The organism is Dissulfuribacter thermophilus (genome assembly GCF_001687335.1).
Taxonomy (GTDB): Bacteria; Desulfobacterota; Dissulfuribacteria; order Dissulfuribacterales; family Dissulfuribacteraceae; genus Dissulfuribacter; species Dissulfuribacter thermophilus.
This window is the reverse complement of record NZ_MAGO01000015.1, coordinates 1-23,796: the sequence shown is the minus strand read 5'-3', so window position 1 is coordinate 23,796 and position 23,796 is coordinate 1. Positions and strand designations below refer to the sequence as shown.

21 protein-coding genes are annotated in these 23,796 nt (G+C 44.2%); 15 read left to right on the top strand and 6 right to left on the bottom strand.

The features are described 5' to 3' along the window. Positions 1–206 precede the first annotated feature (206 nt). Positions 207–491: a hypothetical protein gene (locus DBT_RS11045; RefSeq protein ID WP_141674289.1), complete on the top strand. Its 285-nt coding sequence runs from the start codon at positions 207–209 to the stop codon at positions 489–491. Here the strand turns inward: DBT_RS11045 and DBT_RS11040 are convergent. Beyond that, positions 488–1,297 (bottom strand): ABC transporter permease, encoded by an 810-nt coding sequence (locus DBT_RS11040; RefSeq protein WP_083186784.1) that lies wholly within the window; start codon positions 1,295–1,297, stop codon positions 488–490. The genes DBT_RS11045 and DBT_RS11040 overlap by 4 nt on opposite strands. Before the next feature lie 258 nt (positions 1,298–1,555). Between DBT_RS11040 and DBT_RS11030 the strand changes: the two genes are divergently transcribed. The 3 genes from DBT_RS11030 to DBT_RS11020 all read left to right on the top strand — a co-directional run bounded on the left by DBT_RS11030 (position 1,556) and on the right by DBT_RS11020 (position 8,186). After that, positions 1,556–2,464 (top strand): hypothetical protein, encoded by a 909-nt coding sequence (locus DBT_RS11030; RefSeq protein WP_067620580.1) that lies wholly within the window; start codon positions 1,556–1,558, stop codon positions 2,462–2,464. A gap of 1,949 nt (positions 2,465–4,413) precedes the next feature. Further along, the gene (locus DBT_RS11025; protein WP_141674288.1) at positions 4,414–6,594 is read left to right on the top strand and encodes a hypothetical protein; all 2,181 of its coding nucleotides are present in this window, start codon (positions 4,414–4,416) and stop codon (positions 6,592–6,594) included. Between the two features lie 92 nt (positions 6,595–6,686). Next, positions 6,687–8,186 (top strand): S8 family peptidase, encoded by a 1,500-nt coding sequence (locus DBT_RS11020; protein ID WP_161939969.1) that lies wholly within the window; start codon positions 6,687–6,689, stop codon positions 8,184–8,186. On the opposite strand, the gene obgE is transcribed toward DBT_RS11020, so the two are convergent. From obgE to rplU, 3 genes are all read right to left on the bottom strand, one after another. Next, positions 8,139–9,170 carry a GTPase ObgE gene (gene obgE, locus DBT_RS11015; RefSeq protein WP_067620571.1) on the bottom strand — a complete coding sequence of 344 codons (1,032 nt, stop codon included), beginning with the start codon at positions 9,168–9,170 and terminating at the stop codon, positions 8,139–8,141. The genes DBT_RS11020 and obgE overlap by 48 nt on opposite strands. A gap of 354 nt (positions 9,171–9,524) precedes the next feature. Beyond that, positions 9,525–9,779, bottom strand: a complete 255-nt coding sequence (gene rpmA / locus DBT_RS11010; protein WP_067620568.1) for a 50S ribosomal protein L27 — start codon at positions 9,777–9,779, stop codon at positions 9,525–9,527. A 15-nt stretch (positions 9,780–9,794) separates the two neighbouring features. After that, positions 9,795–10,106 carry a 50S ribosomal protein L21 gene (gene rplU / locus DBT_RS11005; RefSeq protein ID WP_067620565.1) on the bottom strand — a complete coding sequence of 104 codons (312 nt, stop codon included), beginning with the start codon at positions 10,104–10,106 and terminating at the stop codon, positions 9,795–9,797. A 238-nt stretch (positions 10,107–10,344) separates the two neighbouring features. On the opposite strand from rplU, the gene DBT_RS11000 reads away from it, so the two are divergent. From DBT_RS11000 to DBT_RS10950, 11 genes are all read left to right on the top strand, one after another. Further along, a complete protein-coding gene (locus DBT_RS11000; protein ID WP_067620563.1) occupies positions 10,345–10,896 on the top strand; it encodes a cytochrome c3 family protein in 552 nt (183 codons plus the stop codon). Then, complete coding sequence (locus tag DBT_RS10995; protein ID WP_244155356.1) at positions 10,886–11,719, top strand: 4Fe-4S dicluster domain-containing protein; 834 nt, start codon at positions 10,886–10,888, stop codon at positions 11,717–11,719. Before DBT_RS11000 ends, DBT_RS10995 begins: the two co-directional genes overlap by 11 nt. Next, positions 11,719–12,888: an NrfD/PsrC family molybdoenzyme membrane anchor subunit gene (gene nrfD, locus DBT_RS10990; RefSeq protein ID WP_067620560.1), complete on the top strand. Its 1,170-nt coding sequence runs from the start codon at positions 11,719–11,721 to the stop codon at positions 12,886–12,888. The genes DBT_RS10995 and nrfD overlap by 1 nt, the downstream gene beginning before the upstream one ends. 106 nt (positions 12,889–12,994) lie before the next feature. Then, positions 12,995–14,620 carry a multiheme c-type cytochrome gene (locus tag DBT_RS10985; protein WP_067620557.1) on the top strand — a complete coding sequence of 542 codons (1,626 nt, stop codon included), beginning with the start codon at positions 12,995–12,997 and terminating at the stop codon, positions 14,618–14,620. Between the two features lie 101 nt (positions 14,621–14,721). Next, positions 14,722–15,354 (top strand): hypothetical protein, encoded by a 633-nt coding sequence (locus tag DBT_RS10980; protein ID WP_067620554.1) that lies wholly within the window; start codon positions 14,722–14,724, stop codon positions 15,352–15,354. 31 nt (positions 15,355–15,385) lie between these two features. Beyond that, on the top strand, positions 15,386–16,660 hold the full coding sequence (locus DBT_RS10975; RefSeq protein WP_067620551.1) for an alginate export family protein: 1,275 nt from the start codon (positions 15,386–15,388) through the stop codon (positions 16,658–16,660). A gap of 72 nt (positions 16,661–16,732) precedes the next feature. After that, positions 16,733–17,113 carry a hypothetical protein gene (locus DBT_RS10970; protein WP_067620548.1) on the top strand — a complete coding sequence of 127 codons (381 nt, stop codon included), beginning with the start codon at positions 16,733–16,735 and terminating at the stop codon, positions 17,111–17,113. Between the two features lie 25 nt (positions 17,114–17,138). Next, complete coding sequence (locus tag DBT_RS10965; RefSeq protein ID WP_067620545.1) at positions 17,139–19,538, top strand: molybdopterin oxidoreductase family protein; 2,400 nt, start codon at positions 17,139–17,141, stop codon at positions 19,536–19,538. A gap of 115 nt (positions 19,539–19,653) precedes the next feature. Then, positions 19,654–19,983: a chaperone NapD gene (locus DBT_RS10960; protein WP_067620542.1), complete on the top strand. Its 330-nt coding sequence runs from the start codon at positions 19,654–19,656 to the stop codon at positions 19,981–19,983. Further along, the gene (locus tag DBT_RS10955) at positions 19,980–20,534 is read left to right on the top strand and encodes a 4Fe-4S dicluster domain-containing protein (protein ID WP_067620540.1); all 555 of its coding nucleotides are present in this window, start codon (positions 19,980–19,982) and stop codon (positions 20,532–20,534) included. Before DBT_RS10960 ends, DBT_RS10955 begins: the two co-directional genes overlap by 4 nt. A 72-nt stretch (positions 20,535–20,606) precedes the next feature. Next, positions 20,607–21,422: a 4Fe-4S binding protein gene (locus tag DBT_RS10950; RefSeq protein ID WP_067620622.1), complete on the top strand. Its 816-nt coding sequence runs from the start codon at positions 20,607–20,609 to the stop codon at positions 21,420–21,422. Here DBT_RS10950 and DBT_RS10945 read toward each other — a convergent pair. Together DBT_RS10945 and DBT_RS10940 are read right to left on the bottom strand one after the other, a co-directional pair. Beyond that, positions 21,379–22,113, bottom strand: coding sequence for a response regulator transcription factor (locus DBT_RS10945; protein ID WP_067620537.1), 735 nt, complete (start codon positions 22,111–22,113; stop codon positions 21,379–21,381). The genes DBT_RS10950 and DBT_RS10945 overlap by 44 nt on opposite strands. Before the next feature lie 77 nt (positions 22,114–22,190). Beyond that, positions 22,191–23,756, bottom strand: a complete 1,566-nt coding sequence (locus tag DBT_RS10940) for an ATP-binding protein (RefSeq protein ID WP_067620534.1) — start codon at positions 23,754–23,756, stop codon at positions 22,191–22,193. Positions 23,757–23,796: the final 40 nt, after the last annotated feature.

Sequence of the window (23,796 nt, the reverse complement as noted above, 5' to 3'; positions counted from 1 at the left end):
GATATCACCACTGGGAAAGCACGGACTTTGATTTTTTTTTCAGAAAATGACTTTTTCTTTAACGCAGTCCTATCAAGAATTCGACGTTCTTTTCATGTTGAAACTTTTGAAAGACAACCTGGAGCCGACCACCTGGATATATATATATACAGGGCGTTAAAGTGTCTTTTATTCTGTTTCCTTTTAAATCTATCGAACCTTTTCGTATGGAAAATGGCATCCGTTCTTTCAGCGATTACGATCTCTTTTTGAACAAACTCTACGCAAGTGGGCGCCAGATAATCTGGAAAGATCCTTTTGATATTGCCTTTCTGTGGGAAAAGTGTCCTTTTGATCTTGCAAGGGTCCAAGAAGATTTTCAGAAAAAATTTCCAGGGCAGAATTTTTATTTATATCTCAAAGCCGCAGTTGCGGTAGAGGATTATCCCGAATTAAAAGAGATGCCAAAAATCTGTAAAACGCTCAAAGATATTGAGAATGCATTTGACTAAAGTATATCAGCAAACGACGATTTAACTTTATTGAAGAAGAAGATGCCTCCAAAGAAGGACAAAAAAGTCCAGGCCAAGCTGAATAGAGCCTCAACGCCTTTTATTGGCGTTCCGAAGACAGCAGCTCGAATGAGCTCCACGAACGGATAAATGGGGTTCAGTAGGAATAGGAAGTGAAACGTATTTGGGACCATTGTTTTGGGATAGATTATAGGGGTAAGGTAGAACCAAACAAATAGTACAACTGGCAAAAGATGTTGAATATCTCGAAGAAAGACGGTTGCCCCAGCAACAATGTGGCCGAGTCCTATTGAAAATAGGAAAAAGGCCATGAAGATTAGCGGTAGGAATATTACGGAGATGGTAAGGCCTTTTACAAGGAGCACATAGAGAAGGAATATGATGAAACCAGCTCCGTTAATAAAAAAGTTTGTAGAAAGGGCCGACGTGGGTAGTATTTCTACTGGAAAGTTGACCTTGGTTATGAGGTTGGAGTTTTCCAATAAAATGGAGCAGCACCTGTATATCCCCTCTTGAAAGCATATCCACGGAAACATGCCGCATAGAAAAAACAGGGCAAAGCTATCAGTTCCGACCTGTAATCTGTCGAGCTTTACTTTGAATACGGTATTGAATACGAATAGATAAACCAGTATCTGGGAAAGGGGCATGGCTATTACCCAGAGAAGGCCACCAAAGGAACCGGCAAATTTACCCTTTAATTCCCGTATACAGAAAACTCTTAAAAGGGTCCTGGACTTGCCTATTGTCCTAAGCCAATGGATTGCTGCAGAAAAAATATTCATTATAGAATTTAATATCTTCGGCGGAAGTAGTTTTCATAATTTTGATGGCGTGACTATAATCCCGGATTATGCAGCTCGCAAGTTTGAAGAGGTAGAAGGTAGAAGGTAGAAGGAAGAAGCAGGCCCTGCCTGTACAAAAGTCACAACACTCAAACTTCAACACTTTTAAAAGGCTTCTCCCTTCTGCCTTCTACCTCGTAAAAACACTGATGGAATAGGATTTGCATTCTCTATATTTGTTGGAAGGGGAATAGGGCAATGAAGCGAATCCTTTTAATTTTTTTGTCTTTTATAGTGTTGGCATCAAGTGCCATCTGCGAAGCCAATGAAGAGGGTATTTCTCCTGTAGAACAGGAGATCCTCTATCTAATCAATCTTGCGCGCTCAAAACCCTTTTTAATGGCAGAATTTTTGGGGATGGACGTAGAGCGTCTAAGAGAGATTGCAGGAGTATGGTTCCCTGTCTTTGAAAGAGGCATTCCTCCTGTGGTCCCGAATAATGTACTGAGGGAAGCGGCCCTTGGTCATAGTGATGACATGCTGACTAGGCTATATTACGAATATAATACTCCGGAGGGCATCACTCCATTTGATCGCATTGTGGAGAGGGGCTATTCTCCTAGTTTTGTAGCAGAGCATATAGGGCTTCTTGTTCTGGAAAAATTCCTTCCTGGCCATGATATGGCACAGAGCCTCTTTCAAAATCTTTTTATAGATGAGCTTACCCCTGGAAGGTACATAGGCCCAGTGATTTTCAATCCCCAAGCCAAGGAAATTGGTATAGGGCTCATAGGGGCCCAACTGAACCTGCCAGGATTCGGGGAAAAACAGGTATATGTAATTACATGCGACTTTGCAGCAGATTTACAGGATCGAAGGCCTGCCATCACTGGAGTGGTCTATGAGGACTGTAATGGCGATGGGCTATATACTGCGGGAGAGGGCCTAGGGGGTGTGACTATACAGGTAAAGGGGGCTGAAAAATTATATGAAACAACCACATGGGGGGCTGGCGGTTATGTTTTAAGGCCAGATTCTGGAGGGCTTTATGAACTGACAGCTACCGGAGGAGAACTGGGAGACAGAGTCGAAAGGAGATTGGTGCCATTAGGAAAGGACAATGTAGAGGTAGATATATCGCTTCCTTGTTTGCAACAGAAACCTTAGCAGGGCAGCCCTTTCGAGGATGCTTAATTAATCAGATACTGCATTGATTAAAGTTTTTTCGTATAAGGACGTGACATGAACTAGCATATCGAATGGATCGACAAGCCGATTAAGCCGTTAGACAAACGATTTGAAGAAGTAACGTAGTATTTCGAGAATGATTATGTTTTCTGTGGATATTAACCTGTATATTTAAAAATTTTATAACAGAAATTATCAGTATTGTCTTGAGGATCAGATTAAAATATAGGCAGGAGAAGAGGCAAGCAAGAGGATTGAATAGGAAGACCGCTTAAGAGATTCTGTTAGTGCAATTCCTAAATATGTCAAGCGGAAGTAGGTGCATGCAGAGATATTAAGGAACTTCAAGTTCTTATAGAGCGATTGTTATGGTGGGTAATATGGATTGGGTTTGCTATATGTCCAAAGGATGTGCTTGTGGGGGATTTTAGCTGATCCACTTTGTTATATTGTCTAGTTTGGTTAATTTTAGCCATGTTGGTCAAATTTGACCAACAATTATTCGGGGGTGTTTTGGGTTTTCTGGGTTTCTCGCTAATTTTTTAACAAAAGCGAGACTTGATGCTTGTCTGAGGTCCATCTCGTTGATTTGTGGTTATCTCAAGATGAATTCTATAATAAACTGGATATATTCAAGAAAAATCTTTTATAGGTATGATTAAATGGCCCTCATCGGTAGTCAATTGTTTAGGGGAAAAACTTTATGCAAGGTTTTTTTGTGTCGTTTTTGCCTGTGAGAATGATCCTTTTTAGGCTAATGTAGGTGTTTTGGAGTGTAGTTAATAGCAGAAATATTGTTAGATTGTCCATTTATTAGATGTCAAGGTAAGTGTTCTTTTTATGGGCTTAGAGTGATATTGTGATGCAACAATAGTCGTTATTGTCTTTTTTGGGGTTTCTTGCCTATAAAATATGATAGTGTGAGTTGATAGTGGGTGGGGGTAATGGTTGGCATATATATTGCATAATTATAGTCAGTTGTCTTGTGGTTTTAGAGATGGAGGGCTGGGTATGTGGAGTGAGTAGTGATTTATATTAATAATTTATTTGTTGATGAATCTGAGACAAAATGATAAAAAATATACTCTAAAGGTTGGGTTAAGATCTCTGACGAAGCTCCTCTGGAGGGCTTTAAATCTTTAAATGAAGGGGGGTGATGCAGGCCTGAGCAGTGTAGTTTTTAAATTGTGATTTTTGTATCGCGATAGCTGCTCGGGGAAGAGGAAGGTGGACGAATAATAAAACGTGGCCGAAGGCTGGGTTTTGTGACTAGAGTTGCAAAACCCGAAGAGAGGAGAAAAAACAAACAAGAAACCTTTTGAAAAAAGGGAGGAATTCGAATGAAGGCAAGAGGAAAAGTTATTACCCCAATTATTGCGCTTATCTTCGTATTGAGTGCAATGGTAGGTGGGGCATTGGCAAAAACCTCAACTGTTAAGGGAATGTTTATTTTGGATAAAACAGAGGTCAATGCCGGTGAGACCATTAATATGACCGTCTTGGGTTTAAATGCCAACGGAGAGGTGGATCTCTACGGCGAGCAGTTCGGTGCTACTATAATGGCAGTAGTTACCAGTCAGTTGGGGACCGTGAATGTTGTTGGTGGTACCAGTGGTGCTAACCCAGCTGCCGGAAATTTTGCCGCTAGTGTTAAATATGTTACCTTAACTCAAGGCGTAGGTAAGGTTAACATTTCTTATCCTGCAACTGTCAGCGGAGTTGACACTATAACCGTTACCTTGCAGGAAAAGTTTTTCAATGAGCAGGGTGGTGTTACTTACAATACTATAGACACCACTACCAAGACTGTTACTGTTAATGCAGTATCTAGCTCAGTAGCATCTATTGACGTGGATGCATTTAACAGAAGTGCTTCCGACTTAAGTGGTGTTTCTGATACAAGCATCGTAGGCGGTATTGACGGAGTAATGACTGCCGGAGCAGCTGGTGGCCAGATTAAGGTTGTTGCCTATAATGATGCAGGCGCCGTGGATACAACAGCCGCTGGTACTGTAACTGTTACTCTATATCCAAAGGCCAACTGCTATGATACTTATACTGGGCTGAATGCTGCTTCTAACACTTATTCCTTTGAAGGTACAATGAGTGCTGGTGTTGCTTATGTCACTGTGCCAACAACTGTGACAGAAGCAGGTTGCTATTACATTAAGGCAACATTGTCTGGTTTTGAAGGAGATTCTGTGGATGTCACAGACGATGATACTCTAATTGTCAATCCAAAAGCTGAAATCGTAAAATTGATGCTCACATCTGAGAAGAGTGTAATCAGTAACGATGCTACAAACGCCGCTGGAACAACCATCACAGCTTATTTGTTGGATAAATATGGTAATAAAACCAAAAATGCTACTGGAAGTTCTATTGCTCTTCAGTTTAAGGACAGTAATTCTGTGGTAAGTGATACCGCACTTAGTATTAGCATAGTCAATAACGCTTCCAAAGGTACAGATGTATTGGGAAATGCACCAGGTGAGGTGCTTAAGTTAGGTACTACTTCACTTGTAGCATCAATTCCAACTGATGCAACGATTCAGGCATCGGATCCACTAGCTATCAAGGTGGTTGACAGAAATCTCATTGCACAAGTGAACTCCGCCTGGACTGCACCAGTTTCCGCTGGTGTATCATTTAAAGCATTCGATGTCGCTCTTGATGGAAATACCACTTCAAATACTGCAGCAGATGGTTCCTATGTAGCACCTGGTAGTGCAGCCGGAGCTGATGAGTATGTTTCAACCAGCAAGGCAACTACTATCGTGGTAAAGCATGTAGTAAAAGGACAGGTAGTAGAGACCATAGAGGTTTCTTTGGCTCAGGCCTCTTCTACAATAGAAGCATTGTTCCAGAAAGCTACTGGTACACTGAGTGTGGCCAGCGATGAATACTATATTATCGCAGATAGTCTTGGTGCATATGGTGAAGTAACAGTTGCCAACCAAGGCAATGACACTACCGGCGATATTACTGCCGCAAGTCCAAGCACAGGGAAATTAGTAAATGGGCATAATGAAGAGGTGACTGCATTAAAGGCAACTCCATCTGGAACAAATTTCGTGGCTACCTTTAACGAAAGCCAGCTCCGCATGACAGACCCATATGGTAATAATATAACCGTTGCAAATGCAGGCACTATATCTGTAACTTCTCAGAATGGTAGTGTATCTATCGCAGGCGGAAATAGCGTGCTTAAGGCCGGTGAGACTGGAGATGTAGTAACTATCACCTATGATCCAGCTAAATTCACTGGTACTGACACCTTATCATTTGCATATACGAAACCAGGTGTTACAGCAAACGATATTAGTGTTGATGTACCAAGTGCAAAAACATTGACGAATCTCGCTATCAATGTTGAGCAGACTGCAATACCTGTAAATGCTGAGGTGGGTGTAGAGATTGAGAGTCTTGATCAAAGTGGAAAGAGATATGTTTATACTCCAGGTGTAACCATTTCTTGGAGTGGTAGTGTAAATCCAACCATTACTGGTTTGTACGGTGGAGCCTATGCTTCAGGCCAACTTGTTGACTTCACAACTAATCCTGGGCGAGAGGTCCTGACTATTGCCGTAGGTGAAAGTACCGGAGAATTCACTATTACACTCACCAGTGCTGACGGGTCTGTTACTGCTTCAAAGACCTTTACTGTAACAAGAGAAGCAGTCGCAGCTCCACCAGCACCTCCAGCCACTTCTCCAAAGATGGATGCTGTTGAGGCAGCAAACCTCGATCCTGCTGCAAATGAGGTGAAGCCAGCAGATGTGACAAACGTCACTATTGCACCGTGCCTCAACGTACCTGACGATGCTCAGGGACAGAGCGCCGATCTCTATGCAGCAATTGCTATAGGAAGCGATTTTTACGTTGCATCACAGGGTCTCTTCGGCCAGGTAACCTGGGATCTGTACCAGGGTGGCGATATACCTTCTTTCGCCAGTGCAACACTTGGTGCTGAGCAGTGCTTCGACTTAGGTATTAATGGCATTGATCTCAGCAACTTCCCAGGTAGTTACGATATCTACTACGGTTATGCAGTAGGCGGAGACTTCTCCACCTTCAGGGGTGCTGCTTACAGGGTAACTGTTGAGTAACATCTAGCTATTGATTGGGAGGGGAGCGCCCCTCCCTTGAATAGAACAGAAGCGGCCCTTTATGGGCCGCTTTTTTGATGCCTATGATTGGAATGATCGTATTAAGATTTCTAGTTTTGTTGTTTCTTCTGTTTTCGGGATCTACCTTTGGGGCAACCTATCGTTTTATTGTGCCAAAAGACGGTCTGAATAGCGAACTTCAACAGGCCAAGGTTGTTCACAGCCTAGATCCCCTCCCATGGGTTGTGGTAGAATCTGAGAAAAAAATCGATTCTGGATTTCGAGATCTAACCGGCCATATCAGTCTGGCTACTCAATCAACTACTCCTAGTAGCAGCTCCCAGTGGTTATCGAGTCTTTGCGCAAGCGACGTATGGTCTAAGACTACTGGGGACGGGCTTATCATAGCCCTTATAGATACAGGTGTGGACTGGACCCATGAGGGTCTTTCAGGAAACGTTCTCTATGACAAGGGCTATGACTTTGGCGACAATGATCATGACCCATCTGATGAAAACGGGCATGGCACCCTCATGGCAGGATTGATAGCCGGCAATTGCATGAATTCAAAGGGCTTTTGCGGTGTGGCTCCAAATGCCAAAATAATACCTTTTAAAATAAACAGAGGAGGAGAAGGATCCTTCTACTCGTCAGACCTTGCAGCTGCCATAATTGCAGCAGCCACAACCGAGGCCTCTATTATAAATCTCAGCCTTACTATAGATAGTGAGGTAGAATGGGTAAAGGCAGCTATTGAATATGCACGCTCTAGGGGAAAGATCGTTGTTGCGGCCGCAGGAAATAGCGGAATGGAAGTGGCGGTTCCTGCAAGATTCAGCACTGTGATCGGGGTTGGTGCCATTGATGCCAACAATCATTTGATTCAAGCCAGTAATCGGGGAGAAGGGCTCTCACTGGTGGCCCCAGGACTTGATCTTATGAGCACGTGGTTGGGACACAGCTATATTGGTGTGACCGGAACCTCCCCTGCAGCAGCAATAGTTAGCGGAGTGATTGCCCTTTATATGAGCAGCTACCCAAACGATGCTCCTGAAAACATTATGGCCCGGGTGCTTGAATCTGCAGTTGATTTGTATAACCCAGGGTTTGATCCGCAATCTGGATTTGGCCTGGTTAATGCGTGTAGCCTAGCATCAAAGGACGGCTCGCAAGGTAACCCGGACGTTCCCCGAGTGAAATTGGGTTTTTCTGGGGATCAAGGGCTCTCTTATGGAGATAGGCTCGAGGTCTCTCTATCACTTATCAATGTCTCAGGTGGTTACGGAGATATTGCCATAAGGATCAATGGCCCAATTGATTATGACGGCAGGCGCACTAATACCTATTATACTTGGCCTGGTATAGCATCATCTGAGCCTGTGCTTTTTACTCAACCCTTTGGAAGCCCTGTTTTGTTTACAGAGGACATTGAAAATTTTGTCCTGGTTGGGGCCAAAGAAGCCCCATTGGGTGATGGCATTATTCCATCAGGATTGCCAGAGGGACCTTATGAGATAGGTGTGGGCTTGGTACTAAACGGTACTCTATATACAGCCAGGAAGGTCATCTGGATTAGGCCCACGGGCCTTTAGCCAAAGGGTTTCCAATAGCTGGGCAACCCCTTCGCCAGTTACGCCTGAGATGGGATGGCAGGAGATTCCCTTTTGTATAAAATAGTTGCAGAGTTCCACGCACTCACTCCTTTCGGAAACACCAAGAAGATCAATTTTGTTCAAGGCCACCACCAGAGGCTTTCTATTCAATGAGTCATGGTATCCGCTTAGTTCATTCATTAGGGTCTCAAAGGACTTTAGGGCAGCAGCCTTCCCAAGGGATAGATCTAGTATGATGAGTAAAACCTTGGTCCGTTCAATATGCTTTAGAAATTGATGCCCCATGCCTATACCCTTGTGGGCGCCCTCTATAAGCCCTGGGATGTCTGCTATGACAAGGGTCCTCTCATCTGTAAGATCTGCGACTCCAAGCATGGGCCGAATTGTAGTAAAGGGATAATCTGCTATTTTGGGCCGTGCTGAAGTAACTCTGGAAAGAAAGGTGGATTTTCCCGCATTGGGCTCTCCAACCAGGCCTACGTCTGCTATCAATTTGAGTTCAAGATCGAGCCATCTCTCCTCACCGGGGCGGCCTGGCTGGGCAAACCTCGGGGCCTGGCGTGTAGCAGATTTGAATCGTTCGTTGCCCTTTCCGCCCTTTCCACCTCTTGCAGCAATCCAGCGAGTGCCAGGCGTGGTAAGATCCTTTAAAATCCTCCCAGTTTCTGCATCCTTTACAATGGTGCCAGGTGGGACTCTGACTACAAGGTCTTTTCCCGCCCTTCCATGCTGGCTCTTTCCTCTGCCAGCCTCACCGCGTTGGGCAATAAAACGCTTTTTCCGCCTGAATTCAGAAAGAGTGTTTAAGGATGGGTCGACTACGAATACTACATCTCCTCCCTTGCCACCATCACCGCCATCTGGCCCACCTCTGGGAACATAGCGTTCCCTTCTGAAACTGACGCATCCAGGTCCGCCGTCCCCAGCTTTGACAAATATTTTGGCTTCGTCTAAAAATTTCATTGTCTTTTTGTAGTGTTTTTTCTTTAATTCCCTTGAAAAATATAAAACCTAACTCTAGCCTTTGCCAAGGGAGCATTCCCAGTTTGTCCCATTCATAGTTTTTCCCTCAAAAAACTTGAGATTCCGGCATAAAGATGCGCAGCATGGATGCACTAATGACTTACAGGGTATGGGACAGTGTGTAGGCAGGCCAAGCGACGTCTGGAGAAAAACTGAGGTTTTGTTTCATGTGAATATTATCAAGAAAACAAGACCCTCAAAATGTTTGAGGGCCTTTTGTTTAAGTCAAAGATATCTTTTTACGTAAACTCTGCAACTAATCACCCTTTGCCGTTAAGGACTTAGGTGGGATTTTTATGCTGCAGGATAGACGCTTACGAGCTGCCTGTTTCTCCTTGTTTCAAATTTTACAACTCCGTCGATCTTGGCAAAAAGGGTATAGTCTTTGCCCATGCCCACGTTTTTACCAGGATGAAATTTGGTGCCGAGTTGTCTTACCAAGATATTTCCAGCGCGGACGAATTGTCCTCCGAAGCGCTTGACGCCTCGCCTCTGACCAATACTGTCTCTTCCGTTTTTACTGCTTCCACCAGCTTTCTTATGTGCCATTGTGACCTCCTTTGCTTAGGCTTCTATTGCCTTAATGGCTACAGTAGTGTAATGCTGTCTGTGCCCACGTTTTACCTTGTAGCCTTTGCGACGCTTCTTTTTGAAGACGATCACCTTATTCCCTTTTCCATGCTCGATGACCTCTGCAGACACCTTGGCGCCTTCTACTACCGGGGCACCTATTTTGATATCGTTGTCTTTTTCCACTACTAAGACCTTTTCAAAGAAGACTTCGCTTCCTACCTCTGCATCCAGCTTTTCAATATTCAATACCTCACCCGGGGTAACCTTATACTGTTTTCCACCTGTTTCTATTACAGCGTACATTGTCCTTCCTCCGTCATTGAATAAACGCGTACTACCCCCGACTATTACAGCGGGACTCGCAAGCATACCTAGTTAGACAAGGATTGTCAAGGATCTTGGCTTGCTCCTTTTTTAACAGGTTTGTTACATCTTTAACAACAACTTTACTTGGTTTTGAGATATAACGACCATGAGTCGATTTGCATGGCCTTTCAAGGCGCGGTCGGGGAGTAATGCCTTTTTAGAGAGGAGGTCATAGGTGCAAACAGGATCAAAAACTCATTTAAAGAGAATGGGCCTTGTGCTGCTGGGGGTGATCGCCATTGTCGTGATAGCAAAGATAGTTTTTACCCCTGGGACCTTTGGGCGCTATGGCCATTATAGGGCAGCATACATCGATGAAGAGATTAGCAGGCCATTGGTGCATGAGACTGATGCCTCCTGCAAGCAGTGCCATGAGTGGGATTTCGAATACCATGCAAAGGGTAAACACAGTGCGGTTTCCTGTGAATTTTGTCATGGCCCCTTGGCTGACCATGTAAAAGATGGAAAGGTCATAGGCTACCTTAAGGTGCACAAGGGCAGTGAGATCAACAGGTTGTGTTTGAGATGTCACGATAGGGCGGTGAGGTCCAGGCCAGGGGATCCCAAGGTTATTAAAACGGTCTACTACCCAGATCATCTCAAAAAGCAGAAAGTTGAGCCAGATCATCTGTGCAATCAGTGTCATCTCGTACACGCACCCCTCGAGTATATCAATATGGCCAATAAGATGTTCCCAATGCTCAAGGAGGGTGAAAATGTCCAGTAAAACCCCTAAAGTTCCAAAAGAGATCAGTATGGAAGAGGCCAAGAACCTTATAAACAAGGATAGGCGTTCTTTCATAAAGAAGGTACTTGGAGGTGCAATAGCAGGTACGATTTTAATGGTAATTGACTCAGGAGCAGGCATGTTGCCGCCTGAGCAGATTCCAGGGATACGAGAACAAGAATATGACATGTTCAAGAGGCGCTTTGCCTTCATAGTGGATATAAACCGGTGTATTGGTTGTGGTTCCTGCTGTGTTGCTGACAAGAATGAATACAATGTGCCAGATCCTTTTGCTCGAACCTGGATCGAAAGATACATAATTGCTGAAGACGGGGAGGTCTTCGTGGATTCCCCTGATGGGGGCATCAATGGATTTCAGCCTAGGACTGACATAAAAAAGCCTATTAGAGACGCATTCTTTGTGCCCAAACTGTGTAATATGTGTAAAGATCCCCCATGCGTTCAGGTATGTCCGGTTGGGGCTACGTTCCAGACTCCAGACGGATTTGTCCTCATAGATTATGAGCAGTGTGTAGGATGTGCCTATTGCGTTCAAGCATGTCCATACGGAGTTCGTTACATCCATCCAGAGCGCCACACCTCTGACAAATGCACCTGGTGTTACCATAGGGTCAGACGAGGACTTTTGCCCGCCTGTGTTAACGCCTGTCCTACAAAGGCAAGGAGGTTTGGGGATCTGAATGATAAGAACTCCGAGGTCTATAAGATTTTACACAGTCCAAACATACTCACGGTCTTAAAGAAAGACATGGGTACCAACCCCAATCTTTACTATCTTGGCGCCCGCCAGGAGGTGATGTGATGACTGAATTAACAGGATTTATACTGCCAAACGAGCACCATGTGCACTGGAGCTTTATGATTGTCCTTTACCCCTATATAACTGGGATTATTGCAGGGGCATTCATAGTATCATCCCTATATCACGTATTTAACATAAAGGCCCTTAAGCCTGTATCGCGCTTCTCATTGGTCTTTGCCTTTGCTTTCTGGACCTGTTGTACCCTGCCCCTTTTGAACCACCTTGGGCATCCAGAGAGGGCATTTAAGATGTTGATCACGCCGAGTCCTACGTCGGCAATGGCAGGATTCGGTTACATCTATGGCTCATACGGGCTGCTACTTATCATGGAGATCTTGCTTGTCTATAGAGAAACCCTGGTAGATATGTATCATAGGACTCAGGGGGTTCTCAAAAAACTATACTGGTTGCTTACCTTTGGGGTCACTCAGGTGACTCCACAATCTCGTGAAGCAGACAAAAAGGTTATCAAATTCCTGGCAGCCATAGGTATTCCATGGGCATGTACGCTCCATGGATATGTTGGTTTCATCTTTGGTGGAGTAAAGGCCGTGCACTGGTGGTTCACTCCACTTATGCCAGTGGTGTTCCTCCTTTCAGCTAGTGTATCCGGAATTGCAGGGATCACCCTACTCTATATCTTGATTATGAAGTTTAAGGGAGAAGAGCCTGATGCTAACTGTATTAAAACATTGGTAAAGTTCCTTTGGGGCTTCTTTATTCTCGACTTGACCATGGAGCTCTTGGATGTAGGGGTCCATGCATATTTACGGGTAGAGCACTGGCACATAGTAGAAGGGCTCCTTAATGGTCCTCTTTATACTACTTTCTGGACGCTTCAAATGGGAGTCTTTTCAGTGATACCATTCGTGTTGTTGGCATGGCTTTCCCTTACCAATGTGAGCACGCCCACACTCAAGTTTTTTGCCTCACTTGTTTCAGTCATGATCCTATTCCAGGTGATATTGATGCGTTGGAACGTTGTAATTGGTGGCCAGTTAATTTCCAAAAGTGGTCGTGGATATGCCTCCTTTGATCTGGAGTTTTTGGGGAAGGAGGGGCTCCTAGCAGGTCTAATAATTCTCGCGCTTCCACTGGTGGTACTCTTCATACTCTCAAAAATCTTTCCACTTTGGCATCCGGCAAAGCCAGAGGCCGAGGCCTCTTAATAGAAAAACAGGAAGGGAGGGAAGAGGCATGAGGTGAAGGATGATTAAAAATAACTGGTCAATCTTTTAATGAATTCCAGACCAAAAAAGAGATAGGAGGAGAAGTATGAAAAAAAGGGGTTTTTTTCTGAGTTTATTGGCCTTTTTTTGCCTATCTGTAGCGCCGGCCATGGCCACTACAGAGTTTTCGAAAGATGTAAAGAATCCTAAGGTGCAAGAGCTTAACAAGAAATGCGTGATGTGTCACCTGAAGGAAAACAAGTCGTTGGTGTTTCAGTGGGAAAATTCCCCACATGCTGCAGCAAAGGAAGGTCCTATTGGATGCTACACCTGTCATGCAACTGAAAAGGGTGACGAATGGGGGTTTATGCATGAGGGAGCATATATCAGGACCCTAATGACACCAAGAGACTGTGGCATGTGTCATGAGAGGGAATTGAAAGAAATGATGAACTCTCATCATAGTACAGCTGGTGAGATTATGGCCTCTCTTGACAATGTCCTTGGTGAGGTTATTGGCAGTATTCCCACCACAAAGGCAGATGCGGTAAATGGCTGCTGGCAGTGCCATGGTTCTGTTGTCAAGCTTGTAAGGGACAAGAACGGCCAAGTAAAGAAAAAGAAGCTTTATGACAGAGTTGGGGCTCCACTTAAAAATGATACAGGTGCGCCCCTTATTGACTGGATGACATGGCCAAACAGTGGCATAGGAAGAATTAATCCTGACGGTACAAAGGGGACATGTAACGCATGTCACTCCAAACATTCATTTAGGGCCAGTGTCGCGCGCCAGCCCTATGCATGCGGTAAGTGCCACCTTGGGCCTGATCACCCACAAAAAGAGGTCTATGAAGAGTCTAAGCATGGTATTGCATACTTCAGTGCTATTCGTGGTCCTGGCATGAATGGCATGGACATTCTAAAGACTGGAAAGTGGGTGCTCGGAAAAGATTATTACTTCGCTCCAACATGTTCCACCTGCCATATGGGCCAATATGTAAAGGCAAATGGCTCCATTGCCCAGAACACCCACAATGTTGGCGACAGAATTTCATGGAATCTTAGAGCACCTCTCTCTGTGAAGCTCAACAGAGTGATATTTGTCGATGGTACAGCAACCGACGTCCCAGGTGAAATACCTCCTCAGCCTGGTCAGAAGGCCAAACAGAAGGTCTATGTGAGAAAGGGTGACAAACTCGTCAAGCAAATAGTTGAGAAGCGCATCCAGAAGGTAATTAGTTGGAAAGAACGCCGCAAGAACATGCAAGAGGTCTGTAAGTCCTGTCATGCCATGAGCCAGGTAGAGCAGTTCTATCAGCAGTTTGACTCTCTTGTCTATACCTATAATGACAAGTTCATCAAGCCTGGGCTCAAACTCGTAAAAGAACTCAAGAAAGACGGGATCTGGAAGGGTACAGAGTTCCAGAATCCAATAGGCTGGTACTGGTTTGAGATCTGGCATCATGAAGGACGTCGTACCCGTATGGCAGCTGCAATGCATGGCCCAGACTATGTGCACTGGCATGGAATGTACGAGATTGCCCGCCATTTCTACACAGAGTTCCTCCCATTGGTACAGGAGAGGGCTGAAAAGGCTGGCAAGGGCGAAAAGTATAAGAAGATGATTAAGGAGATCTTGAGCAAACCCGAGCACATCTGGACCAGGACTGGCGGAAGTGCAGAGGTGCTTAAGCTCATAAAGGAAGAGCAGAAGCTCCGCTATGGTCAATAAAAATCTAATTAGTGAAGTAATGTGCTAAAAGGTATGACAAAAAGGTGGCCAGACCTACTTGGGTCTGGCCAATTTAGGTTATAGGACAGGAGTTCAAAATAATGACTGATTCTGGAAAAGCTAGAATAAGAAGCCTAGCGTTGTCAGTGTGCCTAATTTTGGTCTCAGTATCGATTGTTTGGGCAGGAGAGAGCAGGATTCCTGACAGCCTCATAAAGGATATTCAGAAGCTGGATCTTGGAAGAGCAGGCTACAGGCTTTGTTATCCCCTTAGTGAAGAACAGTTGAGAAAGGCGGAAGAACAGAGCTTGCCCCCAACAGCCGAAGGCACCTTCAGGTTTAAGGATGGAGATCTTCAGATTGTCGCAGAAAAAGATAGCAATCTAGTGATCTTAATCTCTGAATACCATAAGGTATGGTCTCGGAAGGCTATCAAGGACTTGGTCGGATCATTCACCCTTGGATACGGGTTCCCTACCACTACTGCCCATGGACAGACTCTGTATTGGTTTTTTTCAGCGGATGGAGAGCTCTTAGATGAGAACAATTACAAAGACTACATAACCCAAAATGGGAATGGATCGGTCATAGCCACTATTAAAGTCCAGACTACATCCTTTTTGAGGAGTGAGAGAGATAAAGGAAAAGGGGATGGTGTCTCTAGTGATGAACCTGACTCTGGTTATTACCTCATTTATTCCAGTCCTATTTTGGAGATGTTTGTAAAACAATAACAAAAAACAAAGAGAAGGAGGGGTTAGGATTATGAAACGTAGTACAATTTTTTTGGGGATTTTGGCCTTGTTTGCCTTTTTTGTGGTGTCTTCTAAGCAAGTCATGGCCCAAACTGAGATCGATGATTTTTATAAGGCCATTCAAGGCGGTAAATTTTCAGCTTCCGTAAGGGTGAGTTATGAGTATTCTGACTTGAAAGATCCAGCAGGCAATTCTCCTGCTAGTGGCTTAAATGTGAGGACCAGGCTTAACTACAGGACTGGTCAATTTATGGGGACCAGTGCCTTTATTCAGCTGCAGAATCTTACAAATATAGAAGAGGATTTTAATGACTTAAAAGGTGGAGCGCAGAAGAGTAGAGACGTTATAGCTGATCCTGAGGGGAGCCGGGTTCATCAGGCGTACCTCGATTTTGCTTTTATTCCTCAGACACACATCAAACTGGGACGTCAGGAGATAATTCTAGATGATCACAGGCTCATCGGAAACATTGGATGGCGTCAGAATGCCCAGTCCTTTGATGGAGTTACCATTACAAATGAATCAATTCAGGATGTCATTCTATTTGCAGGGTATGCCAATCGCCAAAACACTATTCTTTTGACCCAGAACGACCTAGACGGGTTTTGGATGTTCCATGCAACCTATACTGGCATCAAAGGACATAAGTTGTCTGCCTTTTGCTACTTGCTGAATTCTGAAAATGATACCCGAGACCTAGCAACCTATGGGCTTCGCGCAGTTGGTAAAGTAATGATGGTTAAGTATGCCATTGATTACGCCTACCAGACAGATTGGCAGGATAATGACATCGATGTCTCTGCCCAGATGTTCAATGGCTATCTTGGGGTGGATCTGAACAAAATGTTCTCTGTGGGAGCTGGTGTTAGCTACATCGAAGGGCAGGACGATTCCAATAGCGCTGATGACAGGCCATTTGATACCCTCTTTTCAACTGCTCATAAGTTCAATGGATGGGCAGATGTGTTTATCGGGACCAATGGCGGTTCTCTGGTAAATGGCCTTCTCGACTACTATGCAGACGTCACCATCAAGTACATGGGGGCAAAGTGTAAGCTCGTCTATCATTATTTTGACAGCACTGATGATAACGTAGGTGGCTTCGATGATGCCTATGGAGACGAGTTTGATGTTCTTGTCGTCAAGACACTCTATAAGAATGTTAAAGGTCTAATCAAGTACGCCCACTACAATGAATTGAATAGTTCAGCAAGTAGAGCTCCAGGGCTTGCAGGTGGTTACGACGAAGATGTGTTTTGGACAAGACTCATGGTGAGTTTCTAAGGCTCCAAGAAACTCGGGTCTTTCTCTCCTTTGGAGGGAGAGGCCCGAATCGAATTAGGGTGGAGGTAAGGTATGAAGAAAACAGTGAAAATGACTATTATAGGCATAGTCTCTTTTTTTTCCATAGGTGCATGTGCCCAATATGGCAATTCTCCAGCATCAGAAAACGCAAATCCTAATGGCCATTCTGCACTCAGCCAGTCTGAAAAAAGGCAGCCATGTTATGAGTGTCACAAAGACGTTACCCCTGAGATTTATGAGGAGTGGTATAACTCCGCTCACGGCGTTGGGCAGGTGAGATGTTTTCAGTGTCATGGTGGCTATGATGACCTGAAGGTAGTCCCAGATGTGGCGCAGTGCAGTATTTGTCACATGGAGGTCATGGATCGTTGTCCAAAGGACAAGCCCTGTTGGTCGTGCCATAGTGCTCATGAATTTAAGGGCAAAAAGTAGGGCATAAAGGAAGGAGGTGTTCTAAATGGCTCTTACAAGAAGGCAATTCATAAAGAGGACGGCCGCCTTAACTGCTGCCTCCTTTTGCGGTGTCAACCTTGGTTTTAAAAATGAAGGCATAAGCCATGCCTTTGATGTGGATAAATGGGTTCGTGGTTCTTGCAGGCTCTGTGGTGTTGGTTGTAGGGTCGATCTCGGGCTGAAAAACGGAAGGCCTGTGGCCCTTAGAGGAGTAAAGGATTCACGTACAAATTTTGGCTATCTCTGTATGAAAGGGATGCTCTTTTATAAATTAATTCGCCATCCCGACAGGCTAACAAAACCACTCTACAGGGCAAGGAAGGATCAGCCCTTTAAGGAAATTTCCTGGGATGAGGCACTTGATATTGCTGCAAAGGCCTTTGCAAATTCTGTCAAAAAATACGGTAATAATTCTGTTGCATACTACGGATCTGGTCAAGCCCTCACCGAAGAGACCTATCTCTTCCAAAAAGTCATGCGTGCTGGACTCAAGACCAATAATGTCGAGGGAAATCCAAGGCTTTGCATGGCCAGTGCTGTGGGTGGTTACATCACATCGTTTGGCGCTGATGAGCCAATAGGTAGCTATTCGGATATAGAGAAGTGCCATTGCTTTTTCATAATTGGCAGTAACACTGCAGAGGCCCATCCAGTCCTATTCCGTAGAATTATGAGGCGAAAGCTCGATAACCCTGATAAGGTAAAGGTAATCAATGCAGACCCAAGGATTTCTCCAACCTCCCGTATTGCAGATATTCACATACAATTTGAGCCAGGAACTGACCTCGCACTCTTAAACTCCATGGCCTATGTGATTATTGAAGAAGGACTATATGATAAGGATTTCCTGTCTAATTATGCCACCTTTAGAGTTGGAAAAGCAAAGAAGGAAGTGGGGTTTGAGGTCTATAAGAAGCATCTTCAGGCCTACAGCCCAGAAAAGGCCGCAAAGATTTGTGGAGGTAATGTTACTCCAGATTTGATAAGAGAGGTTGCCCGCATCTTTGCCACATCTCCTGCGACTATGAGCCTTTGGACTATGGGGATCAATCAGCGAATAAGAGGCGTTTGGGCCAACAATCTCATTCATAATCTCCATATCCTCACAGGACAGCTCTGTAAACCAGGTGCGGATAGTCTATCCCTTACAGGGCAACCAAACGCATGTGGTGGAGTACGTGAAGCTGGTGGGCTTTGTCATATCCTTCCAGCCCATAGGCCAGTTGAGATAGATAAGCTCCGTCATGAGGTAGAAGACCTCTGGGGAGTACCAAGGGGGAGGATACCTGCCAAGCCTGGCTATCATACAATGGCAATGTTCCAGGCAATAAACGATGGAAAGATTAAGACCATTTGGATAAATTGTACCAGTCCTGTCCAGAGTCTACCAAATGCAGACAAATATATAAAAGGGCTGAAGAGAGAGGACTGTTTCATCGTCGTAACCGATATATTCCCCACCCGCACTACAGAAGTGGCGAATCTTGTGCTGCCGACTGCATTCCATTTTGAAAAGACAGGAGTCTATGGCTGTACAGAAAGGCGTAGCCAGCTTACCCTCAAGGCACTGGATCCACCTGGGGAGGCAAAGCCAGAAGTGTGGATCGTAAGAGAGTGGGCCTTGAGGCTCTCAAAAGAGTTAAATGATCCTGTCATTAAGAAGTGCGTCGAACCATTTATAGGAAAGGAAGAAGGTTTTGAACTGCCCAAGGCCATTTGGGATGAGTACACTCAAAAATTGACAAAGGGACGAGACAACGACTTTAGAGGAGCTACTTATGAGGTGCTTATGCAAATGCCAGATGGCGTTCAGTGGCCTGCTCCAACCAAGGAATATGCTCTTAAGGGCGGCACTGTAAAGAAGTTCGTTCGAGGTCTTGATCCCCTTGCAGATGAGCACGCAAAGGATGATAAGCCATATCAATTCTACGGGCCTGCCCATAAGGACAGAAAGCTTTGGGTGTGGATAAGGCCTTACAAAGGCCCTGCAGAGGCACCTGACTCCCAATATCCGTTTTATCTCTCCACAGGACGCATTATTGACCATTGGCATACTTCCAGTATGACAGGAAGGATACCTGAACTCATGAGCGCAAATCCCTATTCCTTTGTTGAGATAAATCCAGAAGATGCCTCTCGACTTGGAATAAAGCCAGGGGACATGGTGCTTGTGGAGTCACGTAGGGGAAAGAATCTCCTTCCTGCCAAGGTTGTGGAAGGCCCGATGAAGGGAATGGTGTTTGTCTACTGGCATGATCAGCATGAGGACAGGATGATAAATCGTGTCACTAAAGATGCCTTTGATCCAGGCTCTAAAGAGCCTGAATTTAAGATCTGTTCAGCGCGCATAAAGCGCGTCTCTGGCCCTAAACCTCTAAAGCCGTTCCTAGTGAATTCCGTTTAAAAACGGATGGGGGAGGGGGCTTAGGTCCCCCCTTCCTTTTGAAGTTTTGAGTGTTGAGTTTTGAGTGTTGAGTTGAAGGAAGAAAGACCTTTATAGAAGTGTTGAGTTTTAAGTTTTGAGTGTTGAGTTGGAGGAAGAGAGCATTTTAGAAGTTTTGAGTTTTGAAGTGGAGGAAAAGATGCCTATTGGTGGATTTGTTGTAACAGTTGTTCCAGGCAATGGAAATACAGTTATGGAACAGCTAAGTGGCATCTCCCAGTGTGATGTCTATGTACCAGCAGACGATAATGGCAAGGAAGTACAGCACGAGGAAAACATAGTTATTACCTTGGACACAAAGACCAGTAATGAAATGGAAGGACTGGTAGAAGAGATAAAAAAAATTGATGGGGTAATTTCAGTTGATCTCGTCTATCTCAACGTCGAGGATGAAATTGAGGAATGAATAGGGAAAGCCTTTCATTTGGGAGAAGATCCTTTTTAAGACTTTGGAAGAGTCCTGTTACAATTAATCTTTTGAGGCCTCCTGGAGCTGTCTCTGAAGAGATATTCGCGACCAAGTGTATAAGGTGTGGAAGGTGTATTGAGGTCTGCCCGTATAAGACCATTTTTGCCATGGATGCTCGTTCAGGAGTTTGGGCAGGAACGCCTTTTGTCAAGGTGGACAGGGTACCATGTTACCTATGTATGAAGTGTGTAAAGGTATGTCCAACTGGCACACTAAGACCTATCAAGCAGGAAGCTGTGAGGATGGGGGTAGCAGTAGTGGACCGTTATCTTTGCATTACCTGGAGAGGAGAGACCCTTTGCCGCACCTGTTACAATGTTTGCCCTTTCAAAGATAAGGCCATAAGGCTCGATGAACTTCGGCCTGTGGTAGTTCCTGAGCACTGCACAGGCTGTGGTATGTGCGTTCATGCATGTCCCATGACTGACAAAGGCCTGGGTGCTACTGAAGGGACCAAGAAGGCCATAAACTGTTATCCAAATCTATAATGATTGAGAACCTAGAACATATGGTGTGAGTAGTTAGTAATTGGAAATGAGGATTTAGTGAGGATCAGACTGATGAGATGGCGAACACTACGGAGGATAAGCCTTTTTTTTGCCTTTCTGCTGATACTTATCAATCCTTTTTTGAATTACTATCTTAATTTCAATTTCATTCAAGGTTGGTATCAGTCCCTAGGAATAGGAGATCTGTGGGTTGTATCTCCCCTCGAAGGTCTTGAAAGCATTCTTTTGTCAAAATCCATTTATGCACCTCTTGTAGTTGGAATGTTACTTCCTGTCGTTTTAGCCTCTTTGTTGGGGAGGGTATTTTGTAGCTGGATATGTCCCATAAGTTTTTTATCAGAGACCTTAGATGTCATAAAAAGGCCATTTAGTAAGACTAGGTTCTTTAAGGATCATCTGGTTTTTCCAAAATGGCTTTTGTGGTTTGCACTAATTGGAGACATTTTGCTTGCACTTATTGCAGGAGCCCCGTTTTTTGTCTTTTTGTCTCCGCCAGGACTTGTTGGACGAGAGATCATGATGGCGGTCTTTCTCCACACACTTGCCATTGAAGGGGTATTAGTCATAATAGTGCTACTACTTCACTTTTTCGTAACCAGGCGTTTTTTTTGTAGATATATGTGTCCTCTTGGTGGGCTTCTTGCCTTAATAGGTTCAAGAAGAAGGTTATTGGTTCATCAGAACCGAGAAAATTGTAAAAAATGTGGACTCTGTAAAAGGGCCTGCCCCATAGGGCTTTCCCCTGCGGATGGCGAAACAACACTTCCCTACTGCTGGAATTGCGGAGAATGCGTAGATGCATGTCCAACTAAAGTTCTAGGCTTCAGGTGGACGAAAGGCCTTCTTCCTGGCTTTCGTCAGTCCTAAATCTATAGCCAACTCCAGGATGTGTAATGATATAACGAGGGCATTCAGGATCCGGTTCAATCTTGTGCCTAAGTCTAAGAATATGGACATCTAGTGCCCTGCTCCAAGAATATAGTTCTTTGTTAGGCCAGAGTTCTGATATGATAAATTCGCGTTTCAGTACCTTATTGGGGTGTGCTGCAAAGAGTTCCAGGAGATCGTATTCTTTTTTTGTGAGTTTAATGGGGCTTCCTTGTACTTTGACTTCCCTTCTTTGAGGAAAAATTTTTATTGTTCCAAAATCCATTACGTCACGCTTGGCCACAGTGCTAGATTTTCGTCTAAGAACTGCCTTTATTCTTGCCTGTAATTCTAGATATTCAAAAGGCTTAACAATATAATCGTCGCAACCTGTCTCAAATCCCCGTACCTTGTCACATAATCTATCTCTTGCTGTAAGCATGATTACAGCAGTTTCCTGCGTATGTGTGCGAATTTTTTGGCAAACCCTTAGGCCGTCTATATCAGGTAGATTGAGATCCAGGAGTATAAGGTCAGGATTATATTGAATAAAGACCTCTAATGCTGCTTTTCCGTTCAAAGCGGTCTTTACATCAAAACCATCGAGTTCAAGCTGGTCTTTTAAAACTGTGAGTATGTCCTTGTCATCTTCAACTACTAAGATCTTTGCCCCCGAAGGCCAATTAGTCATTTTTTTCTCCCATTATTGAGTTCAATGTCTTACTCTAAGGTACTTACCCTCAACTCAAAACTCAAAACTCAAAACTTTTAAAAGTGTTCCGAGCTTTTTATTGGAAGTGTTACAGTCACTAGAGTTCCCCCCCTCTTGGACCTAGAAACTCTGATTTCCCCTTTGTGGGCATCTACAATGAATTTTGATATAGCCAAGCCAAGGCCCATTCCTTCCTGAGATGTAGCCCCTTTTGCTCGATAAAATTTTTGAAACACCTTTTCCCAATCGTCTTCAGGAATTCCAGGTCCGGCATCCTCAACAAAAATCTTACATTTATTTTCCATCACTTCTAATGTGACGTCAACAGTCTCTCCTTTTGGAGAAAATTTAATTGCATTTGAAATGAGGTTGGTAAAGAGTTGATCAATCATGGCCCTGTCAGATTTCACAAGCACGGGCTTTTCTGGGACAGAATAGTGTATTTTTACCTCCTTATCCCATGCAATTGGCATTAGCATAAGGATGCTGTCTTCAATAACTTCGCAAATATTATTTTCTTCAAAATGTAGGTCAGAGCGACCGCTTTCTAGTTTGGCACATATTAGAAGGTCCTGTACCATTTTTGAGAGTTTTTGAACATTTCTAGCAATGATGTCCACATAACTCAACAATTGGGGATTACCTTGGAGCTTTTTGGCAAGGATCTCGGACGCCCCTTTAATGGCGGTGATAGGGGTTTTTAGGTCATGAGTAATGTTCGAGAAAAATGCAGACTTATAGGCATTGGCCTTTTTAAGTTCCTCATTGGTGATCTTTAGCCGTGAAACTGCGTCTTCAACTGCCTTTTCCAAACGGACATTTTGCTCTTCTATGGCAGTAATCATGTCATTAAAGCTTTCAGCAACTGATTCCCACTCAGGACTAACCCCGATTTTAACACGGGCCTTGAGATCTCCTTCGCGCACCTTTTGGGCAATCTGGCTGAGCTTGTCCAGAGGAGTGAGGACCAATTTCGTCAACATGGCCCACAAAAAAACTACTGCAAGAAAGAGTGTGGTCAGGAATAAGAAAAGGTTGGTCAAAAAGCGCTGTTTAATACTGCTCAAAATCTTTTCTGCTGGCAGTTTTATACTAATACAACCAAAAACTGCCTTTTTGATTATTTCATTACTTTTAACATGGCAGGAATTGCATTCGTTTGTGAAGTAAAGTGGGGCCACAAACCAAAATTCTTTTTCCCCATTTTTTTTCTCATAAATCGTCCAAGTATGGGATACAGCGCCTGAGCTAAATGCCTGCATGGCCTTTTTTTCAAATTCACCAGGTTGAAATTCGGGATTGTCTGTTTCCGCGATTGAAATATCTATTGAGAAGGGGAGGATCCGTTGGGAATAGTCTGCAAGCTCTCTAGTAAATTCAGTTGGGGTTAAAAGAGCATAGGAGTCTTCCCCCTCCTTTATGAAGATCCCAGCCTGTTTGGCAATCCAGCGCCTGGATAATACGATATAATGGTAGATGCCAAGGGCCTGGTGGTCGAGTTCCCTAATGGATAGCCTTTTGTCTTGAAGATAGGTCCAGCTAAGGAATGAGACCCAAAAGCTCATTAGGATCGCTACCAACCCAACTAGGATTTTGATCCTAATGTTGATTTTTCTGCCCATGATGCCCCTTAAAATGCGTATTCAGTATCCTGATTATGCC

What these genes read in the sequence shown, in the direction of transcription:
- DBT_RS11020 (WP_161939969.1), top strand. Translation starts at nt 6,687, where the DNA reads ATGATCGTATTAAGATTTCTAGTTTTGTTGTTTCTTCTGTTTTCGGGA.
- rpmA (WP_067620568.1), bottom strand. Translation starts at nt 9,779, where the DNA reads ATGGCACATAAGAAAGCTGGTGGAAGCAGTAAAAACGGAAGAGACAGT.
- DBT_RS10980 (WP_067620554.1), top strand. Translation starts at nt 14,722, where the DNA reads ATGACTGATTCTGGAAAAGCTAGAATAAGAAGCCTAGCGTTGTCAGTG.
- DBT_RS10945 (WP_067620537.1), bottom strand. Translation starts at nt 22,113, where the DNA reads ATGACTAATTGGCCTTCGGGGGCAAAGATCTTAGTAGTTGAAGATGAC.
- DBT_RS11040 (WP_083186784.1), bottom strand. Translation starts at nt 1,297, where the DNA reads ATGAATATTTTTTCTGCAGCAATCCATTGGCTTAGGACAATAGGCAAG.
- obgE (WP_067620571.1), bottom strand. Translation starts at nt 9,170, where the DNA reads ATGAAATTTTTAGACGAAGCCAAAATATTTGTCAAAGCTGGGGACGGC.
- rplU (WP_067620565.1), bottom strand. Translation starts at nt 10,106, where the DNA reads ATGTACGCTGTAATAGAAACAGGTGGAAAACAGTATAAGGTTACCCCG.
- DBT_RS10995 (WP_244155356.1), top strand. Translation starts at nt 10,886, where the DNA reads ATGTCCAGTAAAACCCCTAAAGTTCCAAAAGAGATCAGTATGGAAGAG.
- DBT_RS10970 (WP_067620548.1), top strand. Translation starts at nt 16,733, where the DNA reads ATGAAGAAAACAGTGAAAATGACTATTATAGGCATAGTCTCTTTTTTT.
- DBT_RS10955 (WP_067620540.1), top strand. Translation starts at nt 19,980, where the DNA reads ATGAATAGGGAAAGCCTTTCATTTGGGAGAAGATCCTTTTTAAGACTT.
- DBT_RS10940 (WP_067620534.1), bottom strand. Translation starts at nt 23,756, where the DNA reads ATGGGCAGAAAAATCAACATTAGGATCAAAATCCTAGTTGGGTTGGTA.
- DBT_RS10985 (WP_067620557.1), top strand. Translation starts at nt 12,995, where the DNA reads ATGAAAAAAAGGGGTTTTTTTCTGAGTTTATTGGCCTTTTTTTGCCTA.
- DBT_RS11045 (WP_141674289.1), top strand. Translation starts at nt 207, where the DNA reads ATGGAAAATGGCATCCGTTCTTTCAGCGATTACGATCTCTTTTTGAAC.
- DBT_RS10975 (WP_067620551.1), top strand. Translation starts at nt 15,386, where the DNA reads ATGAAACGTAGTACAATTTTTTTGGGGATTTTGGCCTTGTTTGCCTTT.
- DBT_RS10965 (WP_067620545.1), top strand. Translation starts at nt 17,139, where the DNA reads ATGGCTCTTACAAGAAGGCAATTCATAAAGAGGACGGCCGCCTTAACT.
- DBT_RS11030 (WP_067620580.1), top strand. Translation starts at nt 1,556, where the DNA reads ATGAAGCGAATCCTTTTAATTTTTTTGTCTTTTATAGTGTTGGCATCA.
- nrfD (WP_067620560.1), top strand. Translation starts at nt 11,719, where the DNA reads ATGACTGAATTAACAGGATTTATACTGCCAAACGAGCACCATGTGCAC.
- DBT_RS11025 (WP_141674288.1), top strand. Translation starts at nt 4,414, where the DNA reads ATGACTGCCGGAGCAGCTGGTGGCCAGATTAAGGTTGTTGCCTATAAT.
- DBT_RS10950 (WP_067620622.1), top strand. Translation starts at nt 20,607, where the DNA reads ATGAGATGGCGAACACTACGGAGGATAAGCCTTTTTTTTGCCTTTCTG.